Source organism: Pseudomonas pseudonitroreducens (assembly GCF_021603645.1).
GTDB lineage: Bacteria > Pseudomonadota > Gammaproteobacteria > Pseudomonadales > Pseudomonadaceae > Pseudomonas > Pseudomonas pseudonitroreducens.
Genome location: NZ_BQHJ01000006.1, coordinates 234921 through 251104, shown reverse-complemented (window position 1 = coordinate 251104; position 16184 = coordinate 234921). Strand labels below are relative to the sequence as shown.

Below are 16184 nucleotides of genomic sequence, written 5' to 3'. Positions count from 1 at the left end.
CGTTGTGCCTTGCATGAGAAGTTGGCGTTTCGACGCCTGATTTCGTTGTTGCCCCGTGTGGGGGCGTGGCAAGGCAAGCATGTGTAACAAGAAGCGCGATATCGATCTGCACCACCTCTGGCTGGCGCGACAGGCCGGCGAATCCTCCGAGGCTCCCCTGGGCCGCAGCGACAGCGTCAGGTTGCGCCGCACCGAGGATGTCTATGCGCATGCCTGCCACATCACGGCCTGGCAGCAACTGTATGACCAGCTCAAGCCCGGTACCTTCCAGGGCGAACTGAACGAAGTCTGGCTGAAAGGCCTGCAGTTCTTCCGTGAATACACCAGCCACGCACTGCACCAGTCCTGCATGGTCTGGCCGGATGCCTTCTGGTTCGGCATTCCCTGCGCCACTCAGGCCCTCGGCTACATCGGCCGGCGGCAGATCGACACCCAGTCCATCGCGGTGCGCCCCGGCGGCCGTGAGTTCGAGCTGAGCACTCCGGACGACTACAGCATTCTCGGCCTGGTGGTGAACAAGCAACTGTTGCAGGAACAGGCGGAATTCCAGGGGCTGCCGAACCTGGCGAGCCGGCTGGACGACAACACCCTGCTGCACATTGACCCTGCACTCAAGCAACGCCTGTGCGCCTTCGTCGACGAGGCGCTGCGGGTCGCCGCGGCCGCGCCGGCGAGCATGGCGGCGCCGGCGGTCGGCAAGCAGCTCGGTCACGAACTGCTGCTGGGCCTGCTGCTGGCGTTGCAGGGCGCCGAAGTGGTTCGCCAGGAGTGCTCGGCGACCCTGCTGCGCAAGCGGCAGGTCGTTTCCCGGGCACGCGAGTACGTGCTCGACAACCCCAGTGAATCGGTAACCGTGCTCGACCTCTGCCAGCGCCTGCATGTCAGCCAGCGCACATTGCAGAACTGCTTCCTGGACGTGATCGGCAGGAGCCCGATCGCCTATCTCAAGGCGGTGCGCCTGAACGCCGTGCACCGCGAACTGGGCAGCCCGTACTCGTCGTTCCACACGGTGCAGGACGCTGCCATGGCCTGGGGCTTCTGGCACATGGGCCAGTTCGCCCGCGATTACCTGATGCATTTCGGTACCCGGCCCTCGCACACCCTTGCCGAGCGTGATCGGCTCTGCGGCGCCTGGTAGCCACTGGTTTTCCCTCTTCCACCTCTCTGCCCGACTCGCGCCTGCCCCGCAGGCGTGATGGGGCGCCTTTAATCCAGGAACCACCGATGTCCACGCGAAATATCCTTGTCATCAACTGTGGCAGCTCTTCCATCAAGTTCGCGCTGGTCGCGGAGGGTCGCAGCCAGTTCAGCGTCTCGGGGATCGCCGAGCGCCTTGGCTCTCCCGAAGCGCTCTTGCGGGTACGCGAACAGGCCAGCGAAGAGTGCCTGGCAATCCCCAACGCCGGGCATGCCCAGGCCCTGGGGCGACTGCTGCCGCTGGCGCGGCTGGCGGCAGGAGGGGAGCTGCACGGCGTCGGCCACCGCGTCGTGCATGGTGGCGAGCATTTCACCCGCGCCTGCCGGATCGATGGCGCGGTGGTGGACACCATCCGCGCCACCATCGATCTTGCACCGCTGCACAACCCCGGCGCGTTGGCAGGTATCGAGGCGGTACTGGAGTTGTTCCCGGCGCTGCCCCAGGTCGCCGTGTTCGATACTGCTTTCCACCAGACATTGCCTGCGCACGCCTATCGCTACGCCGTGCCGGATGCGCTGTATAGCGAGCATGGCGTGCGCCGCTACGGATTCCACGGCACCAGCCATCGCTGCGTCAGCCAGCGTGCCGCGATGCTCTGCGGACTGCCCATCGATGACAGTTGCTGGCTCTCGGCGCACCTGGGCAACGGCAGCTCCACCTGCGCCATCGTCGATGGCTACAGCCGCGATACCAGCATGGGCATGACGCCCCTGGAGGGGCTGGCGATGGGCACCCGTAGCGGCGACGTCGATCCCAATCTGCACATCCACCTGATGCGCACGCTGGGCTGGTCGATCGAACGGGTCGAGCGCCTGCTCAACCATGAAAGCGGCCTGCTTGGCCTGTCCGGATTGTCCAACGACATGCGTACCCTGGAGCAGGCCCGTGCCGACGGGCATGAAGGCGCGACGCTGGCCATCGAAGTGTTCTGCTACCGCCTGGCCAAATCGCTGGCGGCAATGAGCTGCGCCATGCCCCGTGTCGACGGCTTGATCTTTACCGGCGGTATCGGTGAAAACTCCGCGCTGGTGCGCTCGCGCACCGTGGCACACCTGCGTGCGCTGGGCTTCGTCCTCGACGAACAGGCCAACGAGGTGCGCGGCGCGGACGGCGGGCACCACATCCACGCGGCAGGCAGCCACCGCGTACTGGTGATTCCGACTGCCGAGGAGGAAATGATCGCCATGGATACGCTGATGCTCCTCGGCTGAGGAGCATCAGGCGCGGCCAGCGCCGCTTGCCGGCGCTGGCTTACAGCAGGTTCAGGCGCTGCTCGACCGCCAGCCGGATGCCGGCCTCGTCCAGGCCGCATTCGGCCAGCATCTGCGCGGGCTTGGCGTGCTCGACGTAGTAGTCCGGCAGGCCCAGGTGCAGGATCGGCTGCAGCAGGTTCTCGCGAGCGAGGAACTCGCTGACGGCGGCGCCGGCGCCACCCATCACCGAGTTTTCCTCGATGGTCACCAGCAGGTCGTGGCTGGCCGCCAGCTGGCGCACCAGTTGCTCGTCCAGCGGCTTGACGAAGCGCATGTCGGCGACCGTGGCGTCGAACTGCTCGGCGACTTTCAGCGCTTCTGCCAGCTGCACGCCGAACACCAGGAAGGCGACCTTGCCGGCCTTGCCTTCACGGCGCACCACGCCCTTGCCGATTTCCACCGGAGCCAGTTCGGCCTCGATGGCGGCGTTGGGGCCGGTGCCGCGCGGGTAGCGCACCGCCGCCGGGCCTTCGAAGTGATGGCCGGTGGTGAGCAGCTTGCGCAGTTCGTTCTCGTCGCTGGGGGTCATCACCAGCATGCCGGGGATGCAGCGCAGGTAGGAGAGATCGAAGCTGCCGGCGTGGGTCGGGCCGTCTTCGCCCACCAGGCCGGCGCGGTCGATGGCGAACAGCACGTCGAGGTTCTGCACCGCGACGTCGTGGATCAGCTGGTCGTAGCCGCGCTGCAGGAAGGTGGAGTAGATCGCCACCACCGGCTTGGCGCCGTCGCAGGCCATGCCGGCCGCCAGGGTCACGGCGTGCTGCTCGGCGATGGCGACGTCGAAGTAGCGCTCCGGGAACTTGTCGGCGAAGGCCACCAGGTCGGAGCCTTCCTTCATCGCCGGGGTAATGCCGACCAGGCGCGGGTCCTGGGCAGCCATGTCGCACAGCCATTGGCCGAACACGCTGGAGTACTTCGGCCCGCCGGCCTTTTTCGGCACGGCGTGGGCGGGGGCGCCCTCGGGTTCCAGCTTGGTGATGGCGTGGTAGCCGATCGGGTCGATCTCGGCGGGACCGAAGCCCTTGCCCTTCTTGGTCACCACGTGGAGGAACTGCGGGCCCTTGAGGTCGCGCATGTTGCGCAGGGTGGCGATCAGGGTCGGCAGGTCGTGGCCATCAATGGGGCCGATGTAGTTCCAGCCCAGTTCCTCGAAGAGCGTGCCGGGGACCAGCATGCCCTTGGCGTATTCCTCGGTGCGGCGGGCGATTTCCCAGGCGCCGGGCAGGCGCGAGAGCACCTTCTTGCTGCCTTCGCGCATGCTGCTGTAGGTACGGCTGGAAAGGATCTTGGCCAGGTAGTTGGACAGGCCGCCGACGTTGTTGGAGATCGACATGTCGTTGTCGTTGAGGATCACCAGCATGTCGGCCTTGACCTCCGACGCGTGGTTGAGTGCCTCGAAGGCCATGCCGGCGGTCAGCGCGCCATCACCGATCACCGCCACCGACTTGCGGCCCGAGCCCTGCATGCGCGCGGCGATGGCCATGCCTAAGGCGGCGCTGATGGAGGTGCTGGAGTGGCCGACGCCAAAGGTGTCGTATTCGCTTTCCGAGCGGCGCGGGAAGGCGGCCAGGCCGTCCTTCTGGCGCAGGCTGCCCATGCGCTCGCGGCGCCCGGTGAGGATCTTGTGCGGGTAGGCCTGGTGGCCGACATCCCACACCAGACGGTCATCCGGGGTGTCGAAGACGTAATGCAGGGCGACCGTCAGCTCGATCACGCCGAGCCCGGCGCCGAAGTGGCCGCCGGTCTGGCCAACGCTGTACAGGAGGTACTGGCGCAGTTCGTCAGCGAGGGTCAGCAGCTCCGCTTCCCCGAGCCGACGCAGTTCGACCGGCGTGCTGGCGCGGTCGAGCAGGGGCGTGGCAGGGCGCTCGCGGGGAATCTCGTGGAACGTCGTGGGCATCAGGCTGATCGTTATGAAAGGCAAAGATGCGGAAGTTTACCTGATGCTCCGGATTGGCCCAAGCAACGTAGGGCCAATCCTTCGGACGACCGGATGGTCGGGATCTGGTCGCCAGGCTGTGCCGAAATCGTCGTCGCCCCTGCCGATTGCAGGCAAGCCAGCCCCGGCGCCAGGCGCCACTGTAGGCACGATGACCGACCGGCGGCGGATTGCCGCAGCCTTTTGTAGCAATCGAGGAGGATGGCGTGACCCGACTGAGCCTGGAAGAACTGCGCGAATTGTCCGAGGCGATCCTGCGTCGCCACGGTTTCAGCGAGCCCCACGTGCAGGGCGTGAGCGAGACGGTGCTGGCCGGCGAGCGCGATGGCTGCACCTCCCACGGTGTCTGGCGCCTGCTCGGTTGCATCCATACGGCGCGCGCCGGCAAGGTCTCGCTGGATGCCGTGCCAGAGCTGTCGGAACCGGCTCCGGCGCTGGTGCGGGTGGACGCCAAGGGCGGCTTCTCGCAGTGCGCCTTCGACCTGGGCCTGCCGACACTGGTGGAAAAGGCGCGCAGCCAGGGCATTGCCGCGCTGGCGGTCAACCATTGTGTGCACTTTTCGGCGTTGTGGGTGGAGATCGAGCGGATCGTCGCCCATGGCCTGGTGGCCCTGGCCGTCACTCCGGCCCAGGCCTACGTGGCGCCGGCGGGCGGCACGCGGCCGCTGTTCGGTACCAACCCCATTGCCTTTGGCTGGCCGCGTGTCGGGCAGAACCCCTATGTGTTCGACTTTGCCACCACGGTCGTGGCGCGCGGGGAAATCCAGCTGCACGAGCGCGAAGGCAAGGCGATTCCGCTGGGCTGGGGGATCGATGCGCAGGGCAACCCCAGCACTGACGCAAGCGCCGTGCTCGACGGCGCCATGCTCACCTTTGGCGGGCACAAGGGCTCGGCGCTGGCGACCATGGTCGAACTGATCGCCGGCCCGCTGATCGGCGACCTGACCAGCGCCGAGTCGACGGTATTCGACGAAGGAACGAAATCCTCGCCGTACCACGGCGAACTGCTGATCGCCATCGACCCGGCGCGCTTCCTCGGTGCCGAAGCGCCGCAACACCTGGCGCGGGCCGAGACGCTGTTCGAATCCATCCTCGACATGGGCGCGCGCCTGCCGTCCCAGCGGCGTTTCACGGCACGTGAGCGCAGCCTGAAAGAGGGCGTGGAGATCAGCGATTCGCTGTATGCCGATCTGCGCGCGCTGCTGGCGTAAGTCTGTAGGAACGAGGGGGACGCCTGGTTCCAGCTCGCGAACCGACCTCCGCGGCGGGGCTCATCACGTAGGGCGAATAACCTGGAACAGGTTATCCGCCATTGGCTGGTCGGCGGATAACGCTGACGCGTTATTCGCCCTACGTAAGGCGGGATCGCTGTGGCCGCCCTGCAGGAACGAGAGGGACGCCTGTTTCTTGCTCGCGAACCGACTTCCGCGGCGGGGTTCATCACGTAGGGCGAATAACCTGGAACAGATTATTCGCCGCAGGTTCGGCGGCGGATAACGCTGGCGCGTTATGCGCTCTACGTAAGGCGGGATTGCTGTGGCCGCCCTGTAGGAGCGAGGGGGACGCCTGGTTCTTGCTCGCGAACCCAAGTTCCTCTGCGGATGCCGGTTCGCGAGCAAGCTCGCTCCTACGAAAAGCACCACATAAAAAAGCCCCGGCGCAAGGCCGGGGCTGAGCATCGGCGCGGGACTGGCCGACAGTTCACTCCCGCGCCGACGAACCTTCAGCGGGAAACCGAATCCCGCGTCGTTTCGCCGTCCACCAGCCGGGCGATGCCCAGCGGATTGGCGTCCTTCAATGCGTCGGGCAGCAGAGTGTCGGGGTAGTTCTGGTAGCACACCGGGCGCAGGAAGCGGTCGATGGCCAGGCTGCCGACGGATGTGCCGCGCGCATCGGAGGTCGCCGGGTAGGGCCCGCCGTGAACCATCGCGTCGCAGACTTCCACGCCGGTCGGGTAGCCGTTGATCAGCAGGCGCCCGGCCTTGCGCTCCAGCACCGGCACCAGGGCGGCGAAGTGCGAGAGGTCGCTCGCTTCGGCGATCAGCGTGGCGGTGAGCTGGCCGTGCAGGCCGTCCAGCGCACGGCGCAGTTCGGCCTCGTCAGCCACTTCGACGACGATGGTGGTCGGGCCGAAGACTTCTTCCTGCAGCAGTTCCTCGCCCTCCAGCAGCAGGCTGGCCTTGGCCTGGAACAGTTGCGGGAACGCCTGCCGGCCCTCCTGCGGGTGCCCGGCGAGGTGGCGCAGGCCGGGGTGGGTGAGCAGCTTGGCGATGCCCTTCTCGTAGCTTCGCAGGGTGCCGGCGTTGAGCATGGTCTGCGCCGGGCGCTGGCCGATTTCGGCGATCAGGTTGGCGGTGAACAGGCTGAAGGCCGGCGAAGCGATGCCAATCACCAGGCCGGGGTTGGTGCAGAACTGGCCGCAACCCATCACGACGGAATCCACCAGCTCGCGGGCGACCTTTTCGCCGCGCGTTTGCAGGGCGGCGGGCAGCACCAGCACCGGGTTGATGCTGCTCATCTCGGCGAACACCGGGATCGGCTGCGGGCGCGCGGCAGCCAGGTCGCACAGTGCGCGACCGCCCTTGAGCGAGCCGGTGAAACCGACCGCCTGGATCGCCGGGTGCCTGACCAGCGGCTCGCCCACGCCGGCGCCATAGATCATGTTGAACACGCCGGCGGGCATGCCGGTGGATTCGGCGGCGCGGACGATGGCTTCGCCGACGAGTTCGGCAGTCGCCATGTGGCCGCTGTGGGCTTTCACCACCACGGGACAGCCGGCGGCCAGCGCGGCGGCGGTGTCGCCACCGGCGGTGGAGAAGGCCAGCGGGAAGTTGCTGGCGCCGAACACGGCTACCGGACCGACGCCGGTGCGGTACTGGCGCAGGTCCGGGCGGGGCAGCGGCTGGCGTTCGGGCAGTGCGCGGTCGATGCGCGCGCCGAGGAAGTCGCCACGGCGCAGGACCTTGGCGAACAGGCGCATCTGGTTCGCCGTGCGGCCACGCTCACCCTGGATGCGTGCGGCGGGCAGGGCCGTTTCGCGGCAAACGATGGCGATGAACTCGTCGCCGAGGGCTTCCAGTTCGCTGGCGATGGCGTCGAGGAACTGCGCGCGGCGTTCCGGCGACAGCGCGTTATAGACAGGGAAGGCGGCTTCGGCGGCGCGGGCGGCGGCGTCGACTTCGGCTTCGGTGGCCTGGAGGAATTCGCGCGGCAGGGCTTCGCCAGTGCTGGCGTCGAGGCTCTGCAGGCGGGTGGTGCCGGCGCCTACGCGCTGGCCGGCGATGAAGTTCTGGGCGGTCATGGGTGGGCTCTCCGGTGGAAAAGTGCAGGCGAGGAACGAAAACCCCTCACCCCAGCCCTCTCCCGGAGGGAGAGGGGCCAGACCGAGCGACCGGAGACGCTGGAGTCGGCCGGCCATACAGTGCTCGGAAACCGCGACCGTACCGGCGAGCACCAGGGTTCGAGCCGGCACGTACGGTCCCCTCTCCCCTTGGGAGAGGGTTAGGGTGAGGGTGGTTCAATCGCCACTCAGAGTCCGACGTCAGGCAGCTTCGGCCGGTTCGCCAGCGCCTTGGCCATGATCGTCTCCACGTGCTCGCGATCCGCGCCTTGCAGCGCCAGGCGCGGCGGGCGGGTGAGGGCGGTGCCGCGGCCGGCGATCTCTTCGCAGAGCTTGATGCATTGCACCAGGTCCGGGCGTGCGTCGAGGTGGAGGATCGGCATCAGCCATTCGTAGATCGGCATGGCCTCTTCGTAACGGCCGGCCTTGCACAGGCGGAAGATGGTCTCGCCTTCCTGCGGGAAGACGTTGGACATCCCCGAGATCCAGCCTTCGGCGCCCACGGCGATGCTCTCCAGCACCACGTCGTCGAGACCGGCGAAGAGGATGAAGCGGTTGCCTACTTGATTGCGCACGTCGATGAAGCGGCGGGTGTCGCCGGAGCTGTCCTTGAAGCAGACGATGTTCTCGCAGTCGGCCAGGGAGATGAGGATGTCCGGGGTGACGTCGTTCTTGTAGATCGGCGGGTTGTTGTAGACCATCACCGGCAGGTCGGTGCTGGTGGCCACGCTGCGGAAGTGCGCGGCGGTTTCATGGGGCTTGGAGGAATAGACCAGCGCGGGCATCACCATGATGCCGTCGACGCCGACCTTCTGCACCGCCTTGGCCACCTGCGAGGCGCCGTGGCTGGTGAACTCGGCGATGCCGCAGATCACCGGCACGCGGCCACCGGAGGCGTCCTTGGCGACTTCGGTGACGGCCATTTTTTCCTCGATGGACAGCGAGGTGTTCTCGCCCACGCTGCCGCACACCACCAGGCCTGAGACGCCGTCGCGCACCAGGTTGGAGATCACCTTGTGGGTGGCTTCCAGATTGACCGAGTAATCGTCGTTGAACTGAGTGGTCACCGCGGGGAACACGCCACTCCAATTGACCTTCTTGCTCATGTTTTTCTCCAATTGTCGTATTTCGTATACGAAACGTCTGAAGGAAATCCCGCAGCATTTCGTCGTCGGGTGCCGCTACGCGGCGAATCAGGGGTGAAAGGGGAAATCAGTAACCGTTGGGCCAGGTGTCCGAGAGCCGGTAGCCTTCGGGCCAGGGATCGCTCGGGTCGAGCAGGTGCTGGTGGGTGCCGGTGATCCAGGCGCGGCCAGAGATGCACGGGTGGATCGCCGGTTTGCCGCCGACGCTGGTGAGGCCGTCGATGCGACAGTGGAACTGGGAATCGATGATCGAGTGGCCGACGAAGCGCTCGCCGTCCTTCAGCTGGCCCTTGGCATGCAGCACCGCCATGCGCGCCGAGCAGCCGGTGCCGCAAGGCGAGCGGTCGATCTTGCCGGGGCGGATGACCACGGCGTTGCGGCCGTGCAGCACGCCGTCGATGCGCTCCACCGGCGCGGTCAGCTGGCAGAAGGAGATGTGCGCCCAGTCGTGGTTTTCCGGGTGCTTGAAGCCCAGTTGCTGGTTCGCCGCCTGGGTGATCTTCAGGCCGGTGGCGACCAGGTCGGCGGCCTCCGAGGCGTGCAGGGTGAAGCCCAGTGCGTGGGCGTCGGCCAGCACGAAGCTGTCACCGCCGTAAGCGGTATCCACCTGCAGCGAGCCCAGGCCTTCCACTTCGATCCAGGCGTCGAGCTTGTCGGCAAAGGAGGGCAGGTTGCGCACTTCCACGCGCTGCACCTTGCCGTCCTTGCAGTCGGCCACCGCTTCGATCAGCCCGCCCGGCGCTTCCAGGGTCAGGCGCGTCTGCGGTTCCTGCATCGGCAGGATGCCGCTGTCGAGCAGCACGGTGCTGACGCACAGCGAGTTGGAGCCGGACATCGGCGGCACGTCGGCCGGCTCCATGATGATCCAGGCCATCTGCGCGCGCGGGTCCTTCGGCGGCACCAGCAGGTTCACGTGGCGGAACACGCCGCCGCGTGGTTCGTTGAGGACGAAGTTGCGCAGCACGTTGTCGCTGGCGATGAAGCGCGACTGCGCCCACACGGTGTCGCCCGGCGGCGGGGCGACGCCGCCGACGATGACGTCGCCGACTTCGCCTTCGGCGTGGCAGCTGACGACGTGGATGATCTTGCTCGAACGCATTGTCTTTCTCCCTACGTTGTGGAGCCCGGCCTCCCTCACCCCAGCCCTCTCCCAGAGGGAGAGGGGGCAGGCCGTGCCGGCTGACGCTGTGGTTTTGTCCTGCACCGCTCGGTCCCCTCTCCCCTTGGGAGAGGGTTAGGGTGTGGGGCTCTTGTTTCCCGTTCGCCGACGGCCTAGTTCACCGACCTCAGAAACTCCGCCGTCTCCGCCCGCTGCGGGTTGCCGATCACCTGCTCCGGCGAGCCGATCTCGTGGACCAGCCCGTCTCGGAAGAACGCCACGCGGTCGGACACATCGCGGGCGAAGCGGATCTCGTGGGTCACCAGGACCATGGTCATGCCCTCTTCGGCGAGCAGGCGCATGGTGTCGAGCACCTCGCCCACCAGTTGCGGGTCGAGTGCCGAGGTGGCTTCGTCGAACAGCATGTAGTCCGGCGACATCGCCAGTGCGCGGGCGATCGCCATGCGCTGCTGCTGCCCGCCGGAGAGCTTTTGCGGGAACACCTTGAGCTTGTCGCCCAGACCGACGTGCCTGAGTTGCTTCACCGCCATCGCCTCGGCTTCTTCCCTGGACAGGCCGAGCACCTTGCGCGGGGCGAGCATGACGTTCTCCAGCACGGTCAGGTGCGGGAAGGCGTTCCACTGCTGGAAGACGATGCCGATCTTCTGCCGCAGCTTGTTCAGGTCGGTGGTCTTGGCGTGGACCTCGATGCCGTCGACGCGGATCTTGCCGCGCTGGATCGGCTCCAGGCCGTTGATGCACATCAGCAGGGTGGACTTGCCCGAACCCGAGCCGCCGATGATCGAGACTACCTCGCCCTTCTTCACGGTCAGGCTGACGCCCTTGACCACTTCCAGATCGCCGTAGGCTTTGTGCACGTTGTCGATTTCAATCATTTTCCTGCCACCTTTTTTCCAGCCGGGCACCGAGGCGCGCCACGACCCAACTCATGAGGTAATAGATGACCCCGGCGACGCACAGCACCAGCAGGGGTTCCTGGATGCGCGTCACGATGGTCTGCGAGGCGCGGAGCAGTTCGACGATGCCGATCCACATGACCAGCGCGGTGTCCTTCATCACCCCCAGCACCAGGTTCAGCCAGCCGGGGAAGGCCACCCGCGCGGCCAGCGGCAGCACGATGTAGCGCAGGTCCTGCCAGTAGGTCAGGCCCAGCGAGCGGCTGGCGCGGCGGATGTTCGGGCCGACGGCGAGGATGCCGCTGCGGATGATCTCGGTGCAGAACGCCGCCGCGTACACGCCCAGTACCAGGCAGCCGACGGTGAAGGCGCTCCAGTTCAGGCCGACGATGCTTTTCAGCGAGTTGAACAGCACGAACTGGATCAGCAGCGGCACGCTTCTGAAGATGTCGAGGAACCAGCCGACCGGCATCGTCGCGCGCGGCAAGGTGGCGCGCAGCCAGCCGAGCACGATGCCGGCGAGGGTGCCGATGAGCATGGCGCCGACGGTCAGCTTGACGGTGACCCAGGCCCCTTGCAGCAGGAACATCAGGTCGTTTGCGGTGAAGCTCGTGGAAAACATGCGTGCTTCTCCTAGTAGCGGAACAGTCGCCAGCTCAGCAGGCGGGCGACCACCACGATGACCTTGGCGATGAGGTAATAGAGCACCGCGGCCAGGGCGAAGTACTCGAAGGTGCGGAAGGTGCGCACGTTGAAGTCCTGGGTCACGCCGGTGAGGTCGTTGTTCAGGCCCACCACCACGCCCAGCGAGGTCATCAGCACCGCCCAGACCATTTGGTTCGTCAGCGGGTAATAGACGATGCGCAGCAGCTGCGGAACGATGATCATCCGGTACGCCTGGAAGGCGCTCATGCCCAGCGAGCGCGCGGCGCGCATCTGGGTGTCCGGCACGGCCTTGAGGCCGCCGCGGAAGTTCTCCGCGAGGTAGCCGGCGTTGTTGAAGGTGATCCCCGCCAGCAGCGCCACCCAGGAGCTGACATGCAGGCCGAAGGAGCCCAGGCCGAAGTACAGGATGTAGATCTGGAACAGCGACGGGGTGTTGCGCGCGATGGATACCCAGGTGTCGGCGAAACCCTTGAGCAGCGGATTCTTCATCTGCCGCATGACGGTCAGCAGCAGCGCGATGAGCACGCCGAGGATCATCGACAGGGCGGCGGTTTCCAGCGTTACCCAGGCGCCGCCGAGCATGTCCGGCAGGGCCTTGAAGGCGGAGCGCCAGTGGAAGCTGTAGTTGAACATCAGCGCACCCCTTCGCTCAGCCAGCGCGGCACACCAGCGTCACCGCGCCCGCTGCAGGCCGCCTCGACGCACGCGGCCAGGCTGCCGAAATGCACCTGGCGCCCGGCCAGGCCCGGACCGTAGTGGGCGTACTTCGCCGAGTTGGTGATCAGTGTGGTGCAGTCCGGCGGGATCACCGGCTCGCCGATCATGCACCAGCAGGTGTCGTTGAGCAGTCGCGCGCCGAAGTCTTCCAGCACCTTCACGTCACCAGCGGCGCGGGCCTTTTCCTGCACGGCGCGGCCGAGGGCGACGACCAGCGCGACGCCCGGATGCTTGCGGCGCCCGGCGACCAGCCTGGCCAGCTCGGCACACTCGCTGGCGGAGAAGTGCGGGTTGCCGAGGGACACCAGTTGCACGCTGGGTTCTGCCGCGTGGTCCAGCTCGCGCCAGGAGGCGATCAGGTCCGCCGGGGTGACGCGCAGGTGTTGCTGCGGGGCCTTGCCGCCCTGCGCGGTAGTGACGTCCGGCGCTTCCGGGGTGACGCCGGCGATGTGGAACATCGGCGCAGCGGAGGTGGTGGCGAAGGCCGCGCCGAAGGCTTTCAGCGCGTCGCTGTCCGGCGCCAGCGGCTGCAGGCCGTCGACCACCGGGATGCGCGAGCCGCACAGCTCGCCGATGTGATAGCCGAGCAGTGGGAAGATCGATTCGTCATGTTCGGCCGGCAGCTCGACATCGATCCGCAGCACGGCCAGCCGGCCTTCGTCGCGGTGGCTGCCGACGTTCGGCGCGCGGCCGGTGAGGGCGATGCAGATATCGAGGTAGTCCGGGTATTTAAGGGTCCGCGCGCCGAGCACGCTGTTGGCGTAGACCACGGCGTTGGACTCGGCCCACACGACCTGTTCGCCGAGACTCGGCTTGCTGTCCAGCAGGTAGGGCGCACAGGTGTAGCTCATCTGCGCGCCCATCTCCATGTAGGCATCGCCCAGCGCGGCAGCGGGCTCGCCGAAGGCCTTGTCGACGCCCAGTTCGCGCCAGCGGCGGTGATCCACGGAGATGGAATTGAGGGTGGTCGGCACCTTCACCTTGCCGCCCCAGTCCGCCAGTTGGCGGGCGAAGCGCAGGCTGGCGGGGCCGGTATAGATGCAGCCGTCGATGTGCGCCTGGGCGATGTCCAGCAAGTCCTTCGCGCCTTGCAGCGCGGCCATGCGCAGGACGATCTGCATGGCGGCCTGGGCGGCCTTGCCGTGCTGGCCATCGAGCAGTTCATGGTCGCCGGCGCTGAGCGCCAGGCCTTCCGGCAGCGGGCCGGCATCGCTGGCCATCACGCCCTGCCAGCCATCGGCAGGGCGCTCGGCGGTGAGTGTTACCTGTCCGTCTTCGATACGGGCCCAGCCGCCCGCGGACAACTGCTCGAAGCCCTCGCTCCCCAGGCACAGCACCGGGATGGAGCGGCCGAACAACGCCTGCGCCACCAGCACGCCGAGGGTGAGGATCTCGTCCGGCTCGGCCAGCAGCAGGGCTGCCGGCGCGTGGCCGTTGAGCAGTATTTCCAGCATCACGCTGCTGCCGGTACAGGAGCCGCGTCCGCTGGGAATCGCCAGCACCCGTCCGGGCAGGAAGCTGCCGGAGAGCGGATGGTGGCGGTCGATGACCTCGCCCGTGAAAGGCTCGACGCCTCCCCAGAAGCTCAGCCCGGTGTCGGCATGGAGTAGCGCCCCTTCGGCGCTACCCCCCATCAGGACCCGCCCTGTCAGGCGTGAGTCCCGCACCCTTGAAGCCTGCATCGAAGACATGTCGCACCCGCTGTCAGTAGTACACGTGGGGAACGGTGAGATCGACCGGGGCGCCGCCCACCCACTTCTCGTACAGCTCGGCGTAACGGCCGGTGCGGACCTGCTGGTTGACGAAGAGGTTGAGGTAGTGGATCAGCCCGTACTCGTTGCGCGCGGCGGCCAGCGACACGTAGTCGATCACGTAGGGTGCGTTGCCGACGACCTTCAGGCCCTTGTACTTGCCGGACTTGAGGGTGGAGGCGGCGACGGTGTTGGTGACCACGGTGGCGTCGATGTGGCCCTGGGCGACGGCGAGGATGGTGTCGTTCTGGCTCTGGTAGGCGCGGAAGGAGCCCTTGCCGGCCCATTTCTTCACGTCCTTCTCCAGCGCGATGGCTTCATAGGTGCCGCTGGTGTTGCCCACCGGGCGGTCCTTGAGGTCGTCGTACTTGGTGATGCCGGTGTCCTCGCGGGTCAGCACCACCATCTGGAAGGCGAAGTAGGGGATGGTCATGGCGACCGTCTTGGCGCGCTCCAGGGTGTCGGAGGTGGAGGCGACGATCACGTCGGCGCGGCCGGAAACCAGTGCGGGGATACGATCCGGGAAGGGCGTCTCGACCACTTCGGCGGTAACACCGAGGACTTTCGCCAGGTCGTTGCAGTAATCCACGTCGAAGCCGACCGGGTTGTTCTGCGCATCGCGCGAGCCCATGGGCGGGAAGTCCAGGGTGACGGCGCAGCGCAACTTGCCGGATTCGATGATGTCGTCGAGCTTGTCGGCCTGGGCCTGGCCGGCGAGGAACACAGCGGTGAGGGCTAGAGCAATTCGGGTGAATTTCATGGGGGCCTCTCTGAGTCAGTGTTGTGCAGCGATTTTTGTATTATGGATTTCGTATACGATATTTCTTAGAGCAAGGCATGTGCCAGAAACCACCCGGGCGTGACTCATGGGTCGCAGGGCCCGGTGTTTGGGGGATTGCTGGCAGAGAGCCTGCCTAATCAACTGTAGGAGGGTTCCGCGCGCTGTTACCAAATGAAGCAGGAGCGTGTTCCGCTGCCCCGTATGGGAGCACTCACGTGCCGCACGCTGATCGGGGCTGACGAGTGTTCGCGAGCAAGCTCGCTCCTACGAAGAGCCGCCGCCGCGCAGGCCTTCTGTAGGAGCGAGCTCGCTCGCGAACCGCCCAGGCACAAACTTTCAGGACGTGTAGTCCCGTAGGGCGAATAAAGCGACACGCTTTATCCGCCGTTTGCGCATTCGTGCCTTGGCTGGCGGCGGATAACGCCACAGGCGTTATTCGCCCTACGCGGAGGGAAGTGTTCAGTTGGGCGAGGTTTGTGACTCGCGATACTGCGTCGGCGACAGCCCGGTCAGCGCGCGGAACTGCCGGCTGAAGGCGCTGTGGTCGGTATAGCCGCAGCGCAGGGCGATCTCGGTGATCGGCAGGTCCTCGCCGAGCAGCCGCGTGGCTGCACCCAGGCGCGCCTTGTGGATCATCTGCCGGGGCGTGAGCTGGAAGATGCGCTTGCAGTGGCGCTCCAGCTGGGCAACGGAGAGGCCGGCCAGCTCGGTCAGTTCGGCAAGGTTGATCGGCTTGTCGAAGTGCTCGCGAATATAGGCGTCCACCGCTGCCAGACGTTGATACGCCGGGTGCGTGGATTGCGCCGCCTGCAGGTCGCTGGAAATCCCCGCCATGCCGATCACCACGCCTTGCGCATCGCGCAGCGCCAGCTTGTGGGTCAGGCACCAGCCCGGCAGGCGGCCGGGGTAGAGGTGCAGTTCCAGCTGATCGCTGAGCTGGCCGCCGCTTTCCAGTACGCGGCGATCCTGCTCGGTATAGATCGGCCCGAAGCGCGACGGGAAGACTTCCTCGGCGGTGCGTCCGAGCAGCTCGCGGGCATCCTTCACGCCGCAGCGTCGCGCCAGGGTCTGGTTGACCAGCACGTAGCGCGCCGCGGTGTCCTTGATGAAGAACACCACGCCGGGCATGGCATCGAGCAGCGGGGATATCTGCGCAAGGGTCTGCAGCAGGCTGTCCAGGTCGCGGGCGTCCTGGGGGATCAGGTCGTGCATCGGGAGGCGAGTCGGCTGTCGGAACATGGAGAATACGGGGCGAAGGGCCTTCGTGGTAGGGCGAATAACGCCTCGGGCGTTATCCGCCGTGGTCAATTTGCAGAGGCAAAGGCGGCGGATAAGGCGTGCCGCTTTATGCGCCCTACGGAGTGTGATGCGTAGGGCG

General features: G+C 66.7%; 13 protein-coding genes. 3 read left to right on the top strand and 10 right to left on the bottom strand.

Annotated features, from left to right (window positions below; translation table 11 throughout):
* Positions 1-79: 79 nt before the first annotated feature.
* Complete coding sequence (gene eutR, locus L6D89_RS16535) at positions 80-1138, top strand: HTH-type transcriptional regulator EutR (protein ID WP_236200526.1); 1059 nt, start codon at positions 80-82, stop codon at positions 1136-1138.
* Positions 1139-1224: 86 nt separating this feature from the next.
* The gene (locus L6D89_RS16530; RefSeq protein WP_236200525.1) at positions 1225-2409 is read left to right on the top strand and encodes an acetate/propionate family kinase; all 1185 of its coding nucleotides are present in this window, start codon (positions 1225-1227) and stop codon (positions 2407-2409) included.
* A 40-nt stretch (positions 2410-2449) separates the two neighbouring features.
* Here the strand turns inward: L6D89_RS16530 and dxs are convergent, their stop codons facing one another.
* Complete coding sequence (dxs, locus tag L6D89_RS16525) at positions 2450-4351, bottom strand: 1-deoxy-D-xylulose-5-phosphate synthase (protein WP_236200524.1); 1902 nt, start codon at positions 4349-4351, stop codon at positions 2450-2452.
* A 245-nt stretch (positions 4352-4596) separates the two neighbouring features.
* On the opposite strand from dxs, the gene L6D89_RS16520 reads away from it, so the two are divergent.
* Complete coding sequence (locus tag L6D89_RS16520) at positions 4597-5601, top strand: Ldh family oxidoreductase (RefSeq protein ID WP_236200523.1); 1005 nt, start codon at positions 4597-4599, stop codon at positions 5599-5601.
* Between the two features lie 512 nt (positions 5602-6113).
* On the opposite strand, the gene L6D89_RS16515 is transcribed toward L6D89_RS16520, so the two are convergent.
* The 9 genes from L6D89_RS16515 to L6D89_RS16475 form a co-directional block, all read right to left on the bottom strand.
* Entirely contained in the window at positions 6114-7691 is a 1578-nt protein-coding gene (locus L6D89_RS16515; RefSeq protein WP_236200522.1) for an aldehyde dehydrogenase (NADP(+)), read from the bottom strand.
* Between the two features lie 227 nt (positions 7692-7918).
* Entirely contained in the window at positions 7919-8836 is a 918-nt protein-coding gene (locus L6D89_RS16510) for a dihydrodipicolinate synthase family protein (protein WP_236200521.1), read from the bottom strand.
* Positions 8837-8942: 106 nt separating this feature from the next.
* Complete coding sequence (locus L6D89_RS16505; RefSeq protein WP_236200520.1) at positions 8943-9974, bottom strand: trans-3-hydroxy-L-proline dehydratase; 1032 nt, start codon at positions 9972-9974, stop codon at positions 8943-8945.
* Positions 9975-10147: 173 nt separating this feature from the next.
* Complete coding sequence (locus L6D89_RS16500; RefSeq protein ID WP_236172520.1) at positions 10148-10870, bottom strand: amino acid ABC transporter ATP-binding protein; 723 nt, start codon at positions 10868-10870, stop codon at positions 10148-10150.
* Entirely contained in the window at positions 10863-11513 is a 651-nt protein-coding gene (locus L6D89_RS16495) for an amino acid ABC transporter permease (protein WP_236200519.1), read from the bottom strand. Before L6D89_RS16495 ends, L6D89_RS16500 begins: the two co-directional genes overlap by 8 nt.
* Positions 11514-11524: 11 nt before the next feature.
* Positions 11525-12190 carry an amino acid ABC transporter permease gene (locus tag L6D89_RS16490; protein WP_024764661.1) on the bottom strand — a complete coding sequence of 222 codons (666 nt, stop codon included), beginning with the start codon at positions 12188-12190 and terminating at the stop codon, positions 11525-11527.
* Positions 12190-13908 carry a cis-3-hydroxy-L-proline dehydratase gene (gene lhpI / locus L6D89_RS16485; RefSeq protein WP_236200518.1) on the bottom strand — a complete coding sequence of 573 codons (1719 nt, stop codon included), beginning with the start codon at positions 13906-13908 and terminating at the stop codon, positions 12190-12192. Before lhpI ends, L6D89_RS16490 begins: the two co-directional genes overlap by 1 nt.
* A 70-nt stretch (positions 13909-13978) precedes the next feature.
* Positions 13979-14785 carry an ABC transporter substrate-binding protein gene (locus L6D89_RS16480; protein ID WP_236200517.1) on the bottom strand — a complete coding sequence of 269 codons (807 nt, stop codon included), beginning with the start codon at positions 14783-14785 and terminating at the stop codon, positions 13979-13981.
* A 480-nt stretch (positions 14786-15265) separates the two neighbouring features.
* The gene (locus L6D89_RS16475) at positions 15266-16018 is read right to left on the bottom strand and encodes an AraC family transcriptional regulator (RefSeq protein ID WP_373874961.1); all 753 of its coding nucleotides are present in this window, start codon (positions 16016-16018) and stop codon (positions 15266-15268) included.
* Positions 16019-16184: the final 166 nt, after the last annotated feature.

What these genes read in the sequence shown, in the direction of transcription:
- L6D89_RS16475 (WP_373874961.1), bottom strand. Translation starts at nt 16,018, where the DNA reads ATGCACGACCTGATCCCCCAGGACGCCCGCGACCTGGACAGCCTGCTG.
- L6D89_RS16480 (WP_236200517.1), bottom strand. Translation starts at nt 14,785, where the DNA reads ATGAAATTCACCCGAATTGCTCTAGCCCTCACCGCTGTGTTCCTCGCC.
- dxs (WP_236200524.1), bottom strand. Translation starts at nt 4,351, where the DNA reads ATGCCCACGACGTTCCACGAGATTCCCCGCGAGCGCCCTGCCACGCCC.
- L6D89_RS16505 (WP_236200520.1), bottom strand. Translation starts at nt 9,974, where the DNA reads ATGCGTTCGAGCAAGATCATCCACGTCGTCAGCTGCCACGCCGAAGGC.
- L6D89_RS16490 (WP_024764661.1), bottom strand. Translation starts at nt 12,190, where the DNA reads ATGTTCAACTACAGCTTCCACTGGCGCTCCGCCTTCAAGGCCCTGCCG.
- L6D89_RS16515 (WP_236200522.1), bottom strand. Translation starts at nt 7,691, where the DNA reads ATGACCGCCCAGAACTTCATCGCCGGCCAGCGCGTAGGCGCCGGCACC.
- L6D89_RS16500 (WP_236172520.1), bottom strand. Translation starts at nt 10,870, where the DNA reads ATGATTGAAATCGACAACGTGCACAAAGCCTACGGCGATCTGGAAGTG.
- lhpI (WP_236200518.1), bottom strand. Translation starts at nt 13,908, where the DNA reads ATGGGGGGTAGCGCCGAAGGGGCGCTACTCCATGCCGACACCGGGCTG.
- L6D89_RS16510 (WP_236200521.1), bottom strand. Translation starts at nt 8,836, where the DNA reads ATGAGCAAGAAGGTCAATTGGAGTGGCGTGTTCCCCGCGGTGACCACT.
- L6D89_RS16530 (WP_236200525.1), top strand. Translation starts at nt 1,225, where the DNA reads ATGTCCACGCGAAATATCCTTGTCATCAACTGTGGCAGCTCTTCCATC.
- L6D89_RS16495 (WP_236200519.1), bottom strand. Translation starts at nt 11,513, where the DNA reads ATGTTTTCCACGAGCTTCACCGCAAACGACCTGATGTTCCTGCTGCAA.
- eutR (WP_236200526.1), top strand. Translation starts at nt 80, where the DNA reads ATGTGTAACAAGAAGCGCGATATCGATCTGCACCACCTCTGGCTGGCG.